14 protein-coding genes are annotated in these 16,926 nt (G+C 59.1%); 6 read left to right on the top strand and 8 right to left on the bottom strand.

Annotated features, from left to right (window positions below):
• Window positions 1–67 precede the first annotated feature (67 nt).
• Window positions 68–1,147, top strand: a complete 1,080-nt coding sequence (locus ACXAH3_RS10255) for a hypothetical protein (RefSeq protein WP_474861991.1) — start codon at window positions 68–70, stop codon at window positions 1,145–1,147.
• Between the two features lie 14 nt (window positions 1,148–1,161).
• Here ACXAH3_RS10255 and ACXAH3_RS10250 read toward each other — a convergent pair whose 3' ends face one another.
• Entirely contained in the window at window positions 1,162–2,607 is a 1,446-nt protein-coding gene (locus ACXAH3_RS10250) for a cobyric acid synthase (RefSeq protein ID WP_474861990.1), read from the bottom strand.
• A gap of 120 nt (window positions 2,608–2,727) precedes the next feature.
• Window positions 2,728–3,045 carry a DUF6280 family protein gene (locus ACXAH3_RS10245; RefSeq protein WP_108856960.1) on the bottom strand — a complete coding sequence of 106 codons (318 nt, stop codon included), beginning with the start codon at window positions 3,043–3,045 and terminating at the stop codon, window positions 2,728–2,730.
• 211 nt (window positions 3,046–3,256) lie between these two features.
• Here ACXAH3_RS10245 and efp point away from each other — a divergent pair, with 211 nt between their 5' ends.
• Both efp and ACXAH3_RS10235 read left to right on the top strand, forming a co-directional pair.
• Window positions 3,257–3,820 carry an elongation factor P gene (gene efp, locus ACXAH3_RS10240; protein ID WP_474861989.1) on the top strand — a complete coding sequence of 188 codons (564 nt, stop codon included), beginning with the start codon at window positions 3,257–3,259 and terminating at the stop codon, window positions 3,818–3,820.
• Window positions 3,821–3,882: 62 nt separating this feature from the next.
• A complete protein-coding gene (locus tag ACXAH3_RS10235; RefSeq protein ID WP_474861988.1) occupies window positions 3,883–4,428 on the top strand; it encodes an rRNA large subunit pseudouridine synthase E in 546 nt (181 codons plus the stop codon).
• Window positions 4,429–4,501: 73 nt separating this feature from the next.
• Here ACXAH3_RS10235 and ygfZ read toward each other — a convergent pair whose 3' ends face one another.
• From ygfZ to ACXAH3_RS10220, 3 genes are read right to left on the bottom strand one after another with little or no spacing between them, the layout of a single operon-like run.
• Window positions 4,502–5,236, bottom strand: a complete 735-nt coding sequence (gene ygfZ, locus ACXAH3_RS10230) for a CAF17-like 4Fe-4S cluster assembly/insertion protein YgfZ (RefSeq protein ID WP_474861987.1) — start codon at window positions 5,234–5,236, stop codon at window positions 4,502–4,504.
• A 56-nt stretch (window positions 5,237–5,292) separates the two neighbouring features.
• Window positions 5,293–7,179: an ABC transporter ATP-binding protein gene (locus ACXAH3_RS10225; RefSeq protein ID WP_474861986.1), complete on the bottom strand. Its 1,887-nt coding sequence runs from the start codon at window positions 7,177–7,179 to the stop codon at window positions 5,293–5,295.
• Window positions 7,176–7,799 carry a tyrosine-protein phosphatase gene (locus tag ACXAH3_RS10220; RefSeq protein WP_474861985.1) on the bottom strand — a complete coding sequence of 208 codons (624 nt, stop codon included), beginning with the start codon at window positions 7,797–7,799 and terminating at the stop codon, window positions 7,176–7,178. The genes ACXAH3_RS10225 and ACXAH3_RS10220 overlap by 4 nt, the downstream gene beginning before the upstream one ends.
• 230 nt (window positions 7,800–8,029) lie before the next feature.
• On the opposite strand from ACXAH3_RS10220, the gene ACXAH3_RS10215 reads away from it, so the two are divergent.
• Complete coding sequence (locus ACXAH3_RS10215) at window positions 8,030–9,229, top strand: pyridoxal-phosphate-dependent aminotransferase family protein (RefSeq protein WP_474861984.1); 1,200 nt, start codon at window positions 8,030–8,032, stop codon at window positions 9,227–9,229.
• Between the two features lie 134 nt (window positions 9,230–9,363).
• On the opposite strand, the gene ACXAH3_RS10210 is transcribed toward ACXAH3_RS10215, so the two are convergent.
• A complete protein-coding gene (locus ACXAH3_RS10210; protein ID WP_474861983.1) occupies window positions 9,364–10,476 on the bottom strand; it encodes a pyridoxal phosphate-dependent aminotransferase in 1,113 nt (370 codons plus the stop codon).
• 96 nt (window positions 10,477–10,572) lie between these two features.
• Between ACXAH3_RS10210 and ACXAH3_RS10205 the strand changes: the two genes are divergently transcribed.
• On the top strand, window positions 10,573–10,749 hold the full coding sequence (locus ACXAH3_RS10205; RefSeq protein WP_474861982.1) for a Tat pathway signal protein: 177 nt from the start codon (window positions 10,573–10,575) through the stop codon (window positions 10,747–10,749).
• Window positions 10,750–10,788: 39 nt separating this feature from the next.
• Here ACXAH3_RS10205 and ACXAH3_RS10200 read toward each other — a convergent pair whose 3' ends face one another.
• Window positions 10,789–13,938: a valine--tRNA ligase gene (locus ACXAH3_RS10200; RefSeq protein ID WP_474861981.1), complete on the bottom strand. Its 3,150-nt coding sequence runs from the start codon at window positions 13,936–13,938 to the stop codon at window positions 10,789–10,791.
• 263 nt (window positions 13,939–14,201) lie between these two features.
• Here ACXAH3_RS10200 and ACXAH3_RS10195 point away from each other — a divergent pair, with 263 nt between their 5' ends.
• Window positions 14,202–14,540 carry a hypothetical protein gene (locus tag ACXAH3_RS10195; protein ID WP_474861980.1) on the top strand — a complete coding sequence of 113 codons (339 nt, stop codon included), beginning with the start codon at window positions 14,202–14,204 and terminating at the stop codon, window positions 14,538–14,540.
• A 67-nt stretch (window positions 14,541–14,607) separates the two neighbouring features.
• On the opposite strand, the gene ACXAH3_RS10190 is transcribed toward ACXAH3_RS10195, so the two are convergent.
• On the bottom strand, window positions 14,608–16,734 hold the full coding sequence (locus ACXAH3_RS10190) for an autotransporter domain-containing protein (protein WP_474861979.1): 2,127 nt from the start codon (window positions 16,732–16,734) through the stop codon (window positions 14,608–14,610).
• Window positions 16,735–16,926 lie beyond the last annotated feature (192 nt).

Genomic DNA, 16,926 nt, shown 5'->3' with positions numbered 1-16,926 from the left:
CTGGCTAGTCTGATACGAAACAGGCCGGGAATCCGGTTACGTGTCGCAGTAGTACAGGAAGTGCCTTATGTCAGATCCGGTTTCGAATGCAGATATCGAAGATGTGCTGTCCTCGATCCGTCGTCTTATTTCTGCCGGTCAATCTGATCAGAATGACGGTGGTGATTCCGAGGCTCCGGTCGATAACAAGCTGATCCTGACGCCTGCATTCCGCGTTTTTGAAGGCGATCGGGCGGACACCTCGGATGCTGATCAAGACGCGGACGCCTCGCAGTTCAGCACGGGCCGTGACATTCCGGTCGAAAAGCTGGAGCAAGAACCCGCGACCGACGTGGCACCCGAAACGCTTGCCGAATCCGAAGACGTCGTTGACGTCGCTGAGGTTCCTGAAATGGAAGACACTTTGGGGCTTTCACCGATTGATCTGCCCCTTGAAGTAGATACGGTCGAGTCGGGTCTGCAAAGCGGGGCAGATATGCCGTTGCCTGCCGCAGATTCTCAGGTGGATTTCGAGGATAATTGGGACAGCGCCGCGCTGGGGGAAACCGCACAGGTTGCGTTCCTGCATGAACGCTTGAACCGCGCCGCAGAAGAGGCCGAGCAGGACGCTGAGGCTTCTGAACCGCTTGCCGAATCCGAGCATGAGGCCGAGCCGATTGCAGCCGAGGTTGTCGAACCCGCTTCTACGCCTGAAACCGCCGATGAGCTAAGCACAGAGGCGACAGAACTCGCCGCGACAGAGGAAACCGTCGAAGACAGTCCCGCCCAGCTGGACACCGCGCCCATGCTTACGGACACCGATCAGGACAGTACTGCCCCTGCCGACGAAGAAATTACCCCTGATCTGGGTGCCGCCAGTGTTGAAGATCTGGCCACAGACGTTGCCGCAGACGAACTGATTGTTGACGCGGTAAACGAAGACGCCGAACCGACTGTTCCCAGCGTTGACGTGGAAGACGTCCCGATGGCCGAGATTGTCGACGACGATGCTGATTTTATCGACGAAGCCCATTTGCAGGAAATCGTCTCGCGCATTGTCCGCGAAGAACTGAAAGGTGAGATCGGCGTGAAGATCACCCAAGCCGTGCGTCGTATGGTGCGCCGCGAAGTGACCCGCGCGCTGTCGCTTGAAAAGTTCGAAGACTAAGGCGCGACCGCGCGCTAGTTCGCCAGCGCAAGCAGGGCGTCGATATCCAGATGAGCTTCAAGGTGATCTGCCAGCGCGTCCAAGCTGGTCTCGATCTGCGCGTTAAAACTGACCTCGGATACCTGCGCGCCCAACCCGCTTAGGAAATGCCGCCGAAAACCGTCTGCTGCGAACAACCCGTGCAGATAACACCCCTGAATGCGCCCATCTGCGCTACTAGCGCCCTCGGGGCGATCCCCAACGGATAACCACGCGGCACTGCAATCTTGGCCTTCTGTGCGCCCCAAATGGATCTCGTACCCCTCGACCGCTTCGCCTGATGGCAGATGCGTGGCCCGCGTCAGGGCAAGCGTTTTGCGCGGCTCCAGATGTGTCACGACATCCAGATGCCCAAGACCCGCCACACGGTCTGCCGGGCCTTCAAGCCCGCCTGCATCAATGATCTCGCGCCCTAGCATTTGATAGCCGCCGCAGATGCCCAGAACGTGGCCTTTGCGCCGGATATGGGCGGTCAGGTCGATGTCCCAACCTTGCGCCCTGAAATCCGCCAGATCGGCGATGGTGGATTTTGATCCGGGGATCAGCACAAGGTCTGCGTCGCCGGGCAGGGGGCGTCCGGGTTCAACGATCTCGACCGTCACATCCGGTTCGTTCACCAGCGGGTCTAGATCGTCGAAATTGGCGATGCGATTTAATCGAGGTACCGCGATCTTAAACGTGCCGCCCTTGCGGGTTGCAATGTCCATCACATCCTCGGCCGGAAGCCGCCACGCGTCGGCGAACCAGGGCAGGGTGCCCAGGTCGTGCCACCCTGTCAGGCGGGAGATTTCGGCAGCGCCATCGGCAAACAGCGTCGGATCACCGCGAAATTTGTTGACCAGAAACGCCTTGATCCGCGCACGATCCTCGTCGGGCAAAACGGCATGCGTGCCCACCAATTGTGCAATCACGCCGCCCCGATCAATGTCACCCGCCAGAACGACCGGCAGATCGGCGGCCTCGGCGAAGCCCATATTGGCAATGTCGCCTTTGCGCAGATTAACCTCGGCCGGGCTGCCCGCACCTTCAACCAGCACCAGATCTCGGCCCGCGCCCAGACGGTGGAAGCTGTCGAGCACGCGCGGCAGCAGATCAGCCTTTGCTTTGCCATAGTCGCGCGCCTTCATGGTGGCAAAACGTTTGCCCTGAACGATCACCTGCGCGCCCGTGTCGGTCTCGGGCTTCAGCAGAACCGGGTTCATGTCCACGATCGGATCAAGCCCACAGGCCCGCGCTTGCAAGGCCTGCGCGCGCCCGATCTCGCCCCCATCCACGGTGACGGCTGCGTTGTTCGACATGTTTTGCGGTTTGAATGGGGCCACGTTTAGCCCCCGTTTCACTGCCGCCCTTGCAATCCCTGCAACCAGCAAAGACTTTCCAACATTCGAGCCCGCGCCCTGGATCATAATCGCCTTCGTCATGCCCCTGACTTAGGCGCTTTTCGGTGCGCAGCCTAGCCCCCATCCGACATGGGGCGGGGCTGAAACGAAAAACGCGCCCCATATGGGACGCGCATTTCTTGGAATGTTCTTCTGTCGCGCTTACGCGGCTTCCGCCGTTGCGGCGTTGCGACGCTCGCTTTCCTCGCGGCTCAGTGCCACCGAGGTGCGGATGCCTTTGGACACGAAGTCCATCAAGCCACTTACGACGCGTTCGTTCGGGTCGATGCCTGCACAGCTCAACACCTCGCGCCCATCGCGCGACCGGGCCCAGCGGGCGATCTGATCGGGGCCGTTGCCGTATTTTTTATCGTCAGCAATGGCGTCGTCCAAAGCGGCCAGCACGACGGCAGCGAAAAGCTTGCGCGCGCGGTTGCCTTGTTCGTTGTTGAAAGCGGTACCGTCTACGGAGTCCAGCATGGTCGTCCTTTATTATTGCTCTTGCGGTTTCTGGCGTAGCGGCCAATATGGCTTTTTCCGCGTGATTCGGTATCCCCTGAATCACATGGCAGCCATGCACCTGTCGCATAGCTGTTACATTTTGGCCGTTTCACCTGCGCTTGCCACATGCAAGCCCGCAAGATATAGGGTCGGGCCAAGAGATTTCAACCTTTTGAGAAGGTTTCAGGATATGCCCAAAATCAACGGAAACGAAATTCGCCCCGGAAACGTGCTTGAACACAATGACGGCCTGTGGGCCGCTGTGAAAGTGGATCACGTAAAACCCGGTAAAGGCGGCGCTTTTGCTCAGGTCGAGCTGAAGAACCTGCGCAATGGCTCGAAGCTGAACGAACGCTTCCGTTCTGCGGACAAGGTCGAGCGTGTGCGTCTGGAACAGAAAGACCAGCAATTCCTTTATGAAGATGACGGCATGCTGATCTTCATGGACACCGAGACCTATGAGCAGAACCAGATCCCCGCGGACCTTCTGGGCGAACGCCGCCCCTTCTTGCAAGACGGCATGACCATCGTGGTCGAGTTCTACGAGACCGAGGCCCTGAACGCGACTTTGCCGCAGAAAGTGACCTGTGTCATCGAAGAAACCGAGCCGGTCGTCAAAGGCCAGACCGCTGCCAACAGCTTCAAGCCCGCGCTTCTGGACAATGGCGTGCGCATCACCGTACCGCCCTTTGTTGGGCAGGGGGAAGCCATCGTGGTTAACACCGAAACAATGGAATATTCCGAGCGCGCCTAAGCGTCCCGGCAAAATCCCAAAAGGGCAGGGCGCAGGCTCTGCCCTTTTTCGCAGGCCCTGTTATGACAACAATCCTTTTCAACAAACCCTTCAATGTGCTGTCGCAGTTCACCGACAAAGGCAATGAAGGCAGCGATCGTCAGACTTTGTCGGACTATATCGACGTGCCTGGGGTCTATGCTGCGGGGCGTTTAGATCGCGACAGCGAGGGGCTGTTGGTGCTGACAGATGACGGAAAGTTGCAAGCCAAAATTGCAAACCCGAAGCATAAACTTGCAAAAACATACTGGGTGCAGGTCGAGGGGTTACCCGACGAAGCTGCTCTGCAAGCCCTGCGCGATGGGGTCGAACTGAAAGACGGATACACACGTCCCGCCAAAGCGCGCCTGATGGACGAACCCGCCGGGTTGTGGATGCGTGAGCCTCCGATCCGGGTGCGCAAATCCATCCCCGATTGCTGGATCGAGTTGAAGATCACCGAAGGCAAAAACCGCCAAGTCCGCCGCATGACTGCCGCTGTCGGCCACCCAACCCTGCGTCTGATCCGCTATGGTGTTGGGGCCTATACGCTCGATGGCATCGGCCACGGAAAATGGCGCCACGCCTGAGCTGTTTTTTCTTGTCCTAAGTATCCCGGGGGAGCATGTATTTCTGCAGGAAAATCATGCGGGGCAGCGCCCCTTACCCTTCCCAGCTGACCACAGCGTCCCCGGCCTGCATGTCCGGCCCAGCCCGATCAAACCGCAGATAGGCAATCGCCTGATCACCTGATTGAGTGAACAAAGTCCCAACAGGTTTTCCATCCCGCGTAATGGGGGTGCCGACAGGGGCTTTCCCTTCAACTGATACAGTCGCCAGACCCTTCTTCAACTCGGTCTTGTGCTTCATGCGCGCGGTCACTTCTTGGCCCACATAACAGCCCTTGCGGAAATCCACGCCGTTCAGCCGTTCGAACCCGACCTCAAGCAAATAGCTGTCGCCGGTCAACTCGATCCCGGTTTCCGGGATGCAATGGGTCACGCGAATGGCGTCCCAATCGACGCCCGCGTCGCCATCACGCCCGTCATAGGCGCGCCACCCCAGCGCCGTATGGCGCGGATCGGCAAAGGCGCCTTCGGGGGCGTCCCCCAGCCCACGGGCGGGTACGATATCAGTGGCCTCGATCCTAACATCAGCGCGCAATTTGTACATGGATAGGCGCTGCAGCAAGGGCTTGGCGATGGTGCCGGCAACATCGACCAAAATTGCGTCCTCGGCCGGGACCAACAGGAAGTCGGCCAAATATTTGCCCTGTGGGGTAAGAATGGCCGCATAGACCAGTCCATCCTTCAACCCTTTCAGATCATTGGACACCAGCCCTTGCAGAAAGCTCTCGCGGTCACTGCCGGTGATTTTCAGAACGGTTCGGTCGGTCATAAAGGTCTCCTGTCGCGCCGATCCAATATAGGGTCCAAGCGCGCTGCGAAAAGGGGTCAGCCGCGCTTGCGCCACAAGCCGCCCGACAGAATGCCACGAAGCGACCAGCGAGGCGGCTCTTCTTGTTCATTGGGCAGGGCAAGTTTGCGTTTCTTACGACCTGTTTGGGGTTCGGCGGGTTTGCCTCCATCCTGAAACTGCAAGTTATAAAGCTGTGCATACAGGCCCCCGCGTTCTAACAATTCGTCATGGGTGCCCTGATCAACCACGCGGCCTTGATCCATTACCACGATCCTGTCGGCGTCCCGCACAGTGGACAGGCGGTGGGCGATGACCAGCGTGGTCCGGCCCTTGGACAGCGCATCCAACGCCTGTTGCACCAGCTTCTCGGACTTGGTGTCCAAGGCCGAAGTTGCCTCGTCCAAGAGCAGAACCGGCGCGTCCCTCAACACGGCACGCGCAATGGCAACCCGCTGGCGCTGCCCGCCAGACAGGTTCGATCCACGAGGCCCCGCGGCGCTGTCCAACCCGTTTTCAAGACGCGGCAGGAAATCGGCCACATGGGCTGTGTCCAGCGCATGTTTCATGGTCGCTTCGTCTACGCCTTCGCGCCCCATCAGAATGTTGTCGCGCAGCGTTTCGTCAAACAGCAAAGCCTCTTGGCTGACGACCGAAAAGAGCCCGCGCAACTGGTCTAAGGGCAGCGACGTGACGTCCGCCCCGCCGATGGAAACCTCGCCCGATTTTGCATCGGCCAAGCGCGTCAGCAGGTTGAACACCGTACTCTTCCCTGCACCGGAGGCCCCCACCAGCGCGGTGGTTTTTCCGGCTTCGGCGGTGAAGCTGGCATTGCGAAGAATGGGCGTGTCGCCATAGGCAAAGTTTACGTCCTTCAGGACGATATCGGCCTTGTTGGATTGGGTCGGCAGGGCCGCAGGGGTGGCGGGTGTCAAAATGGTCGGGCGCTGGGCGAACACGTCGCGGATCCGTGTCAGGCTGGCCAATGCCGCCTGCCAACCGCCCGACACCTTGCCCAGCTTGCGTAAGGGGTCAAAGACCAGCGCCATGGCGGTGAAAAAGCTCATGAATTCACCCACTGTTTTGACGCCTGCATTGATCTGGATCCCGCCATAGACCAGCACGCCGAAAAAGCTGATCGCCGCGATGATATCCACCAGAGCCACGATGCCACCTTGATTGGCCTGACTTTGCAAATGTGTGCGGGCAAACACGTCGATCTCGCGGTCCACACGGGATTGTTCGTGCCGTTCGGTTCCTGAAAGTTTGATCGAGTTGATGCCGTGAAAAATCTCGTCCAACCGGGTCGAGATCTGCGCCGCCGCCGCCCGGCTGTCGGTTGTCGTCTTGCGGACACGTTTTTGCAAAATGCCCATGGGATACGTCAGGATCGGTGCCGCCGCGATGGCAATCAGCACCCACAGCCAGTCGATTGACATGGCCACGCCCAAAAGCGCCAGGACCGAAATTACGTCGCGGGCCACGGCGGCCAGCACGACTTCCCAAATCGTTGCAATGGCTTGTGCGTCCCCGCGCACACGTTCCATCAGCGTCCCGGGTGAATTGTCGCGAAAATAGCTGCTGTCCAACCGCAGCATATGCGCCACCATGTCAGATTGCAGCTTCGCAGCGACGCGCTGACCCACATGAACCATCAAGATCCGATGGCCAAAGGCTGAAAAGGCGCGGACAATGAAAACGCCCGCGACAGCCACGGCAACCCAGACAATCGACCCGGTATCCCCCGACGAAAACGCCACGTCGAACATGGGTTTGATCATATAGCTCAGCCCCCCCAACGCCAGACCTTCTGCCAGCATCAAGAGCATCGCCAAAGCCAATGGCAGCCGATAGGCGCGCATATAGCCTTTCCACAGCCAGAGGATCATTTCCTTGTGGTCAGTACGGTCGGGTTTAGAACTCATGACGTCTTCCGTTTGGCATTGAAGGCTTCGGTGATCGCCTCGGGATCATAGTGATTTGCCAGCCAATCGCGAATGGATATCGGATCGTCCCGATGGTGGTCGGCATAAGCTTCAAGCATGGCATCCAGAACACCCGCGCGAGACCAGCGTTGATGCGCGTATTTCAAGGACAGTTGTGCACGCGCTTTGCTCAGCGTCGCGCCACATTGGTCCAGCAGATACAGTGCCGCGGCCAGCCCAGTCCGGTCCGCACCGGACTTGCAGTGGATCAAAAACGGCTTCTCGGCCCGGTCCATGATGTCCAGAAGCTCTAGATAGCGTTCTGGTTCTTTCAAATGCCGGGCTTTGAGAGGGTGGTTGATCAAAGCCATCCCATAGTCGGCACAGGCTTCGGCCTCGAACAGGTAGTAAGAATAAACATCCTCGCCGCGCAGGTTGATAACAGTCTTGATCCCAGCCTTTTGAAGCGCAGGGAAATGCACTGGATCGGGCTGGTTAGACCGCCACGCATCGGGCGACAGCTGATAGCGATTGGGCAGCACGCGACGCACATATGCGTGGTCTACAAGATTGTTGTGAAGCCGGGCAGCTCGCCGTCCCTCGGGCGTGGAAATGTCCATTCCAAACCCTTTTTTCCACGTTCTTTCACGGCGTTTGAATTCGGCAAAGAGGGTTTTGAGCATAAGGTTCCCAGATGCAGCTGCGTCATAGACCCAAAGGGTACCTATGGGATGTAGCTTGTCCGCGCGCCACAAACAAGCATGCGGCCCAGACATCCCATCTCACAACGGCGTTGACGCCACCGGACACGCGCTTTACCGCTTGGCTAATAGCAGTGAAAGATCCGCCCATGTCCCTGTCCCACGGTCGCACTTATCTGGCCATTCCCGGCCCATCCGTCATGCCCGATCGCGTATTGCAAGCCATGCACCGCGCCGCGCCCAATATTTACGCAGGCGAGGTTGTGGACATGATGCCCGGCCTGATCGACGGGCTGAAATCCGTGGCGCGCACCCAGCACAATGCGGTGATCTATATCGCCAATGGCCACGGCACGTGGGAAGCCGCCCTGTCCAACACTCTCGCCCCTGGCGATAAGGTTCTGTCGCTGTGTACGGGACGTTTTGGGCATGGCTGGCACGAGATGGCGACAGGGCTGGGCATCACCCCTGTCATCGAAGAGTTTGGGTTAAAAATACCTGTCGATCCGGGGCGGGTCGAGGACCTGTTGCGCGCAGATAAAGCACACGAATTGAAAGCCGTATTGCTGACCCATGTGGACACCTCGACCTCGATCCTGAATGACGTGCAGGCTGTGCGTGCAGCAATGGATGCGGCGGACCATCCGGCGCTTTTGATGGTCGATTGCATTGCGTCCTTGGGATGCGACCGGTTCGAGTTAGATGCTTGGGGCGTGGATGTGGCGGTTGCGGCCTCGCAAAAGGGGCTGATGGTGCCGCCGGGGTTGGGCTTTGTGTTTTTCAGTGACAAAGCCGCCCAAGCCCGCGCCGCACACCCCCGCGTGTCGCGGTACTGGGATTGGGAGCCCCGTGCCAACCCCGAGGTGTTTTATCAATATTTCGGAGGCACAGCTCCCACCCATCATCTTTATGGTCTGCGAGAAGCACTCGCCATGATCACTGATGAAGGCGGGGTCGAGGCCGTATGGTCCCGCCACGCGCATCTGGCCCGCGCGATTTGGGCGGCGTTTGATGCGTGGGGGGGCGGCGGTCCACTTCAGATGAATGTGGCCGATCCCGCCCACCGCTCGACTGCCGTGACCGCGCTGCATGTTGGCGCCCCCCATGGCACCGCGCTGCGGAACTGGACTGAACAAAACATGGGTGTCACCCTTGGCATTGGCCTTGGCATGTCGACACCTGAGGACCCCAAAGGCGACGGCTTTTTCCGTTTGGGCCATATGGGGCACGTGAATGCGCCCATGGTGATGGGTGCGCTGTCTGCCATCCAATCGGGCTTGATCGCGCTGGACATCCCGCATGGGGGCGGCGCGCTGGACGCAGCGGCGAAGGTCATGTCCGAGGTGTAAGACGCCCTGCGCACACGGCCTGCTTCATGGTATCTGGTGGCTCACGTTGTGAGCCTGAGGGGCTTTGCCCCTTGCGCCAAATCTGCGATTTGACGCTACCCCAAGGTATTTTGGGCAAGAGGAAAGTGAGAGGGCTATGTCCTGGCGGCTTTTAACGCCTTGGGCAGGGCAGTTGCAAAACTGTCCAGCTCCTCGGAGCGTCCAGCAGAGATGCGAATGCAGCGGTTTTGCGGTGCGGCAAAAGGCATCCGCACGAAGACATCTAGTGCGATCAGTTGGTCCAATACTGCCTTGGCAAACGCGCCGTCCTGCCCGCAATCAATCGCGACAAAGTTGGTGGCCGAGGGCAGGGTGGTCAGGCCATTGTCTCGTGCGATCTGATCGATCCGCGCGCGCGCGTCGGTTACATGCCCGACCGTGTTGCGCAAATATACTTGATCCTTCAAGGCCGCCAAAGCCCCCGCCTGTGAGATCCGACACATGCCGAAATGATTGCGGATTTTGTTGAAAGCGGTGATCAGGTCGGCCTGTGCGATGGCATAGCCCACGCGTGCGCCCGCCATCCCATAAGCCTTTGAAAATGTGCGCATTCGGATCACTCGTGGGTCGTCCGTGTTCAGCGCAGGCGCGGTGCCTTCCGGGGCAAATTCGACATAGGCTTCGTCCAGCACCAACAGGCATCCCTGGGGTACTGTGTCAATCATCCGCTGGATCGTTTCGGCACCGTGCCATGTGCCCATCGGGTTGTCTGGGTTGGCGATGTAAACCAGTTTGGCGCCGACCTCGGCTGCCTTGGCGATCAGGGCTTCTGGGTCTTCACAATCATCCTTGTAGGGCACTGTTTCCAGCGCTCCGCCGAACCCGGCCACGTGATAGTTGAACGTCGGGTACGCGCCTTGCGAGGTAACGACCTTATCACCCGGCCCAATAAGCAACCGCACCAGATATCCAAGGATCCCGTCGATCCCTTCGCCTACCAGAATGTTTTCGGGCGCGATGCCGTGATGATCCGCCAGCGCGTTACGCAGATCGAAATTCTCGGGGTCGCCGTACATCCAGACATCGCCTGCTGCCTTGGCCATAGCGGTGATTGCGTTGGGTGACGGCCCGAACGTGTTCTCGTTCGCCCCCAATCGCGCGGCGAAGTCACGCCCGCGCGCGCGTTCCTGCGTTTCGGGGCCAACGAAGGGCACGGTTGCGGGAAGGCTGTCGGCAAGCGGGGTCAGGCGGGCATAGGTCTTGGTCATGTGCGCGTTAGAGCAGGGCACGCGCGGGCGGGCAAGGTTGAAATCGCGTGGATCGTGATTAGTTAAGAGTGGTTCTTAATAAGTGAGGAGGTCACGATGCCTCAGATCAACCGCCGAGCCTTTCTGGCCTCTGCCGCAGCTGCGGGCGCTGCCGCGCGCCTGCCACAAGTGGCAGTTCACGCCGCCAAGACCCCGCCGATGCGCCGGGTTTTGACGCTGGTCTATGACAAATCCATGGGCATGATGCGCGCCGTTGAACGGTTGGTGCCGTAACCCCGCAAAAGAAAAGGCCGGGTCGCCCCGGCCTGTCCTTTAGATTTCTTTCAACCGATCGAGTGCCGCGTTTAGCGTCGCCTCCTCCTCTTCGCGGGCGGCGAGGTTCGCCTTCGTCTCGGCCAACACCTCTGCCGGAGCGTTCTCCGCAAATTTCGGGTTCTTCAGACGCCCGCGCAACCCGCCCAATTCCTTGGCCAGCTTGCCCAGCGTCTTCTCAAGCCGCGCGATTTCCTCGTCCACGTCGATGATCTCGGCCAGCGGCAAGGCGAAGATGCCACCCGCTACAGCGACCGTGATGCAGCCCTTTGGCAGATCGGCCATTTCCGTGATTGAGTCGACACGCGCCATACGCTTGATCAATGCTTCATTGTTCTCCAAAGCCGTGCGCCCAGCCGCGTCCAGTTCCTGAAGAATAACCGGGATGTGGAGGCCCGCTTTAACATGCATTTGAGCACGCGCCGATCGGATGTTCTCGATCAGCGACGCGACCCAATTCATCTCGCGAGAGGCAGTTTCGTCGACCAACTCATCGCCAAACTTTGGCCAATCGGCGTGGATCAGCATCTTGGAGGCATCGCCAGTTTCGACACCACGGTTCTCGTCAATTTGCCCCCAAAGCTCTTCCGTGATGAAAGGCATGACTGGGTGCAACATGATCAGGCTCTGATCAATCACCCAAGCCAGCGTAGCACGCGTTTCTTCCGCCGCAGCGGTGTCACCTTCTTTGAAAACGGGCTTTGTGAATTCGACATACCAGTCACAGACCTTGCCCCAGAAGAAAGCATAAAGCGACTGAGCAACATCGTTGAAGCGATATGCCGCAAGCGCTTTGTCGACTTCTGATAGTGTCTTCGCGGTTTCCGAGATGATCCAGCGGTTCAACGTGAGCTTCACCGTGCTGGGGTCGAAATCCTCAGATGGTTTGCAGCCGTTGATCAGGCTATAGGAGGTCGATTGCCAAATCTTGTTGCCGAAATTCCGGTATCCAGCCACCCGATCCTTGGACATTTTCAACACGCCCCCGATCGAGGCCATGGCGGTGTTGGTAAACCGCAAAGCATCCGCGCCGTATTCGTCAATGATCTCGAGCGGGTCGATCACATTGCCCGTGGTCTTGGACATTTTCTTGCCCTTCTCGTCACGGACAAGCCCGTGTAGATAGACCGTGTGGAACGGGTTTTTGTGGCAGACGGCTTGGCTCATCATCATCATGCGCGCGACCCAGAAGAACAGGATGTCCTGCCCGGTGATCAGCACGTCACCGGGGAAGAAGCGGTTCAGCTCGTCCGTGTCCTGAGGCCAGCCCAGCGTGCCGAAGGGCCAGAGGCCGGACGAGAACCACGTGTCGAGCACGTCGGGGTCGCGAGTCAGGTTTACCCAGATTCTATCCGTAGCTGCGAAAGTTCCATCGCCGGTACTAGTGAAGTCCTTGAGTTCGCAGCCGATAAGGGATGAAGTAGTGACTGCACTCACTTCGAGTCCGTCGCCATTTAATAGCGGCTCATAATAGGCTCTAGCGGCTCTGATGGCGGCTTCCGCGTTGGGCGCACAGAAGGCCATCTTCTCGCCGTTCGCGTCTGCAATGAGACCATCGGCAACACCTTCAGACCGCTGGTAGTCTAAATTGGCTTTGAGATCGGCGGGAACCTTCGGCCCATACCAAACCGGCACCTGATGCCCCCACCACAGCTGACGCGAGATACACCACGGCTCGATGTTCTCCAGCCAGTGATAGAAGGTCTTCTCTCCGCTTTCGGGCAGGATTTTCACGTCACCATTTCGCACGGCGTCCAGCGCGGGGCCGGCGATCTTCTCGGCGTCAACGAACCATTGGTCGGTCAACATCGGCTCGATGACGACTTTCGAGCGGTCTCCGAAGGGCTGCATGATCGGTTTGTTTTCGACATAAGGCACGGTCTCGGTGACTTGGGTCTCGTTCCCGTCCTCGTCCTTCTCGGTCCGCGTGACGTCATGCATCACGGCCAGACCTTCGGCGGTGATTTGATCGACCACCAGCTTGCGGGCCTCAAATCGGTCCAGACCGCGATACTCATCCGGAACAAGGTTCATCGCGGCGATCTTTGCCTCGTCGAAATCCTCTTCACCATTCGCAATCCGCCGGGCAATCTCGGCTTCTTCGGCGTAAGGGCGGCCATCCGCACGCATCGCGCCACGGGTGTCCATCAGCGAATACATCGGGATGCCGCCGCGCTTCGCGACCTGATAGTCGTTGAAGTCATGCGCGCCGGTGATTTTCACCGCGCCGGACCCAAAGTTCATATCGGGGTATTCGTCGGTGATGATCGGGATCAGGCGGCGATGCTCTTTCGGACCCACGGGGATTTCGCAGAGCTTGCCAACGATGGGCGCATAGCGTTCGTCATCCGGGTGCACGGCGACCGCGCCATCGCCCAGCATGGTTTCGGGGCGGGTTGTCGCGATCGAGATATAGTTGCGCTCTTCTTCCAGCGTGATGTTCCCGTCTTCGTCCTTTTCGACATAGGTATAGGTCGCGCCACCGGCCAGCGGGTATTTGAAGTGCCACATGTGGCCGGGGGTCTCGATGTTCTCGACTTCAAGGTCCGAAATGGCGGTTTCGAAATGTGGGTCCCAGTTGACCAGACGCTTGCCGCGATAGATCAGGCCCTTGTCGTACATGTCGACGAAGACTTTCAGAACAGCGTCGTGGAAGTTGGCCGAGTTCTCGTGCCCCACACGCGGGTCGCCCGGCGCACCGGCCATGGTGAAAGCGTTGCGCGACCAGTCGCAGGTGGACCCCAGACGCTTCAGCTGTTCGATAATGGTCGAGCCGTATTCGCCCTTCCATTCCCAAACTTTCTCAAGGAACTTCTCGCGGCCCAGATCACGGCGACCGGGTTGCTGGGTTTCGGCCAGCATCTTTTCGACCTGAAGCTGGGTTGCGATGCCCGCGTGGTCCTGTCCGGGCTGCCACAGCGTGTCGAACCCACGCATGCGGTGCCAACGGATCAGGATGTCCTGCAGCGTATTGTTGAACGCGTGGCCAAGGTGCAGCGCGCCCGTCACGTTTGGCGGCGGGATCATGATTGTGAAGCTGTCAGCCCCCGGTTTGGCATTCGCGCCCGCCTTGAAGGCGCCCGAGCTTTCCCATTTCTCATAGATGCGCGCCTCTGCGGCGCTTGCGTCGAAGGTCTTGTCCATGGCCATGGTGGTCGTCCCAAATCCTATAAATCAAAGACCGTTTACCCAAGTGGGCGGCAAAGGGAAACCCCGGCTGCGCTTGCCGCCAAAGGGAATGGTGAATTTGCTTGGGATGGGGATAAAAACCGTGGGCTGAAAAATATTTAACTTTGGCAAGGATTGAGAAGGTGATCGACAAAATGACGCCATATTCAACCCCTAGCAGTGCATCCAACGCGACGGATCAATCATAGTTGTCGCGCGAAATACCGGATCAACAGGCGAATACCATGAAAAAAGCACTTCTTCTTCTGGCCCTCACCCCGACCATGGCAATGGCACAGGAACGGACATTCAATTGCGAGGTTCCAAACGGCAACCTGCCCGAGATGGCCGCGACTTTGGTGGCGAAGGATGGGGGCAAAGCTGGGCACGTGATCCTGAACGGTGAAAAGACCGAGGCGAACGTCTATCCGGGTCTAAACGCGGTGACGTTTTTGATGTTTGCGAAGGATTTCAGCTATACCATCAACTATAATGTGAATGTCGAAAGCGGCGAATACAACGTCTCGGCCTCGGGCGCGAAATCCGGCTGGGGACGTGGCACCTGTACCGAGGTTTCGGGCTGAACCACGCCAGCATTGAAACGCAAACGCCCGGTCCAATTGCCGGGCGTTTTTCTTTGTTTGTAACGCGTTAGAAGCGCATCGAATAGCCAGCGGTGGCCGTCAGGCTGGGTTTCTCGGCGTATGGCGTTTGATGCAGTCCAATCCCAACATCATAGGCGCGGCCATTGCCAAGTTGGTGGACGTAGTGGGCCTCGGCAAAGAGCCGTTGGTCGTGTTCCAAAACGGGTCCGGCAATCGCGAATGTCGTCATGCCTGGAATGTCGCTGGTGCCGGTCACGTCGCCCGTATTGCGCGATAGATCCCACTCCAGCCCCGCGGACAGGGTCAGGAAGCCCTTATCGCCAATCGCGGTTCCAACATCCGCCCCGATGGTCGCTGTTGTTTCGGAGATCTCGTAATCGTCATATTGGACGGGAAACGCCGCCGAGGTGGTTTCCGTATAGCCATCCCGCTTGGACACTGTGCGCGCAATCCGCGCAAAAGGCGTGATCATCATCGGGCCTTGGGCAAAGCCGTATCCGACCTCGACCGAGCCAGAGCGCGCGCGCATATCGCTGTCGCCCGTTCCGCGTTCGGTATTGGCCAAGTCTGTCGCGCGTGTGATTGTCACATCCGCCGCCACTTGCGAGGCGGCAACTTTCCAGATTAGCCCCTCGGCCCCCGGTTGGCCGCCGCGCAGATACAGACCAAGCGCGGTGAAGTTTCCATCGATCCCGAAATCGGCCAGATCATCGCGGTCGTTGCCAAACCCGACATAGCCGCCGAAACTCAGATTATGCCCGATAGGCGCAGCAGCAGACAGTCCGCCGATCACCAGATCCTTGCTGTCCGAGGTTCGGCTGGCCCCGGCGGAAACACGAAGCGCGATGGGCGGGCGACCCTTACCGCTGGACGCTAGGAACCCGCCGGATGTGGCATCGCCCACGGGCACAACGTCTTGGCCCAGTACGAACTGCGCCTGAGTGGCCAGCATCGTCATCCCCGCCGCCTGAGCAGACGCCGCGGTCGACACCTGCGTCAACGTGTTCACATGATCCAACATCGTGCCCGGAGTTGTCGGGGGCGTGGGGTCATCAGGCGTGGGTTTGTTTTCGCGCCAGATAAAGCCGCGCCAGTCGCCGCTGGCATCAAAGGTGGATCGACCAACCACAATTTCACCGTCGTCGCTGATGCCGGTGGCTTGCGCATTGCCGCTGTTATCTGCGGTCAAGTCGCCCAGATAGAGCCCGTCGCCCGCCGCATCCCAGCGAATTGCTTTGGACTGTTTGGGCGAAATGCCAACCGTGAACCCTGCGACATAGCTGCCATCCCCGCTGACCGCCGTGGCGCGCGATTCCCGAATATCGGCTTCGTCCGGCGCCACCAGATGTTGCATTCCCGTGGCGCGCGTCCAACGAAAGGCCCGGTTGTCGACGGGAAGCGGCGTGATCGAGCGTCCAACCACGGTGTCCCCGTCCTTGCTGACAGCCAAAGCCTCGCTGAAGCCTGTGGCCCCGCCGATGGTTCCAAGGTCTTCCATCCCATCCGCTTGGGTCCACCGGAAGGCGTGGAACGCGGAACTCGCGGCAGCTCCGCCAACCACGACTTTTCCGTTTCCGTTCACTCCATTGGCCCGCGCAAATCCCGCAAGGTCTCTGCGCAGCGTGCCAATATCCGTCACGCTGCCGCTGATCCGGTCCCAGACAAATGCCCGTTGCGGCAACGTGGTCGAGCTCATCTGACCCACGATGATCCGGCCATTTCCACTGACGGCATTGGCATTGCTGTCCCCGCCCAGCATAGGTGGTGCAGCAACCATTCCCGTGGACTGCGTCCAGTAAAACGCGCTTGTTTTGCCACCTGCGATCTCCATGTCGCCAATGACGACCGAACCGTCTTCGCTGGCGTCATAGGCCACACTATGGGGTGCACTGCCCACGGGATCCAGTGCGGTCAGAGTGCCGTTCATGAACATGAATGCAGTTTCGGTCAGGCTGCCCGAGGACGCATTGCCCACCACAACTGTTCCGTCCCCGGAAATTCCCTGCGCCTCGGCGAAAGGAGCGCCGACGCTGCTGGCGAACGGATCGATTTGTTCGATGGTCGCCTGCGCGAAAGCAGGCCCAGCGATGGGCAAAGCGGTAAGGGCGGCGATTGCGGATCGTGACCGCAGGCCCATTTTTCGGGGCGCGGTTCTGGACTTAAGACATGCCATACGTTCCTCCTGGCCCGAAAGGAATCCCGTCGCAAACGGCCCCAATCGGTGTCTCTGGTCGCAAACGTGCGGCGTGTTGAAATCCGTTTTGCGGTCTAAAAAGAGAATACCGCACGATGCGAAGTGTTAACTATTTGTTAACACTTCGCCAAACTGCGTTGAAAAAGCAAGAAAATACGGGCGCTTTGCGCC

This window comes from Aliiroseovarius sp. ABM4_368, from assembly GCF_056161205.1.
The sequence above is the reverse complement of the archived record's forward strand: the minus strand, read 5'-3'. Positions and strand labels throughout refer to the sequence as shown.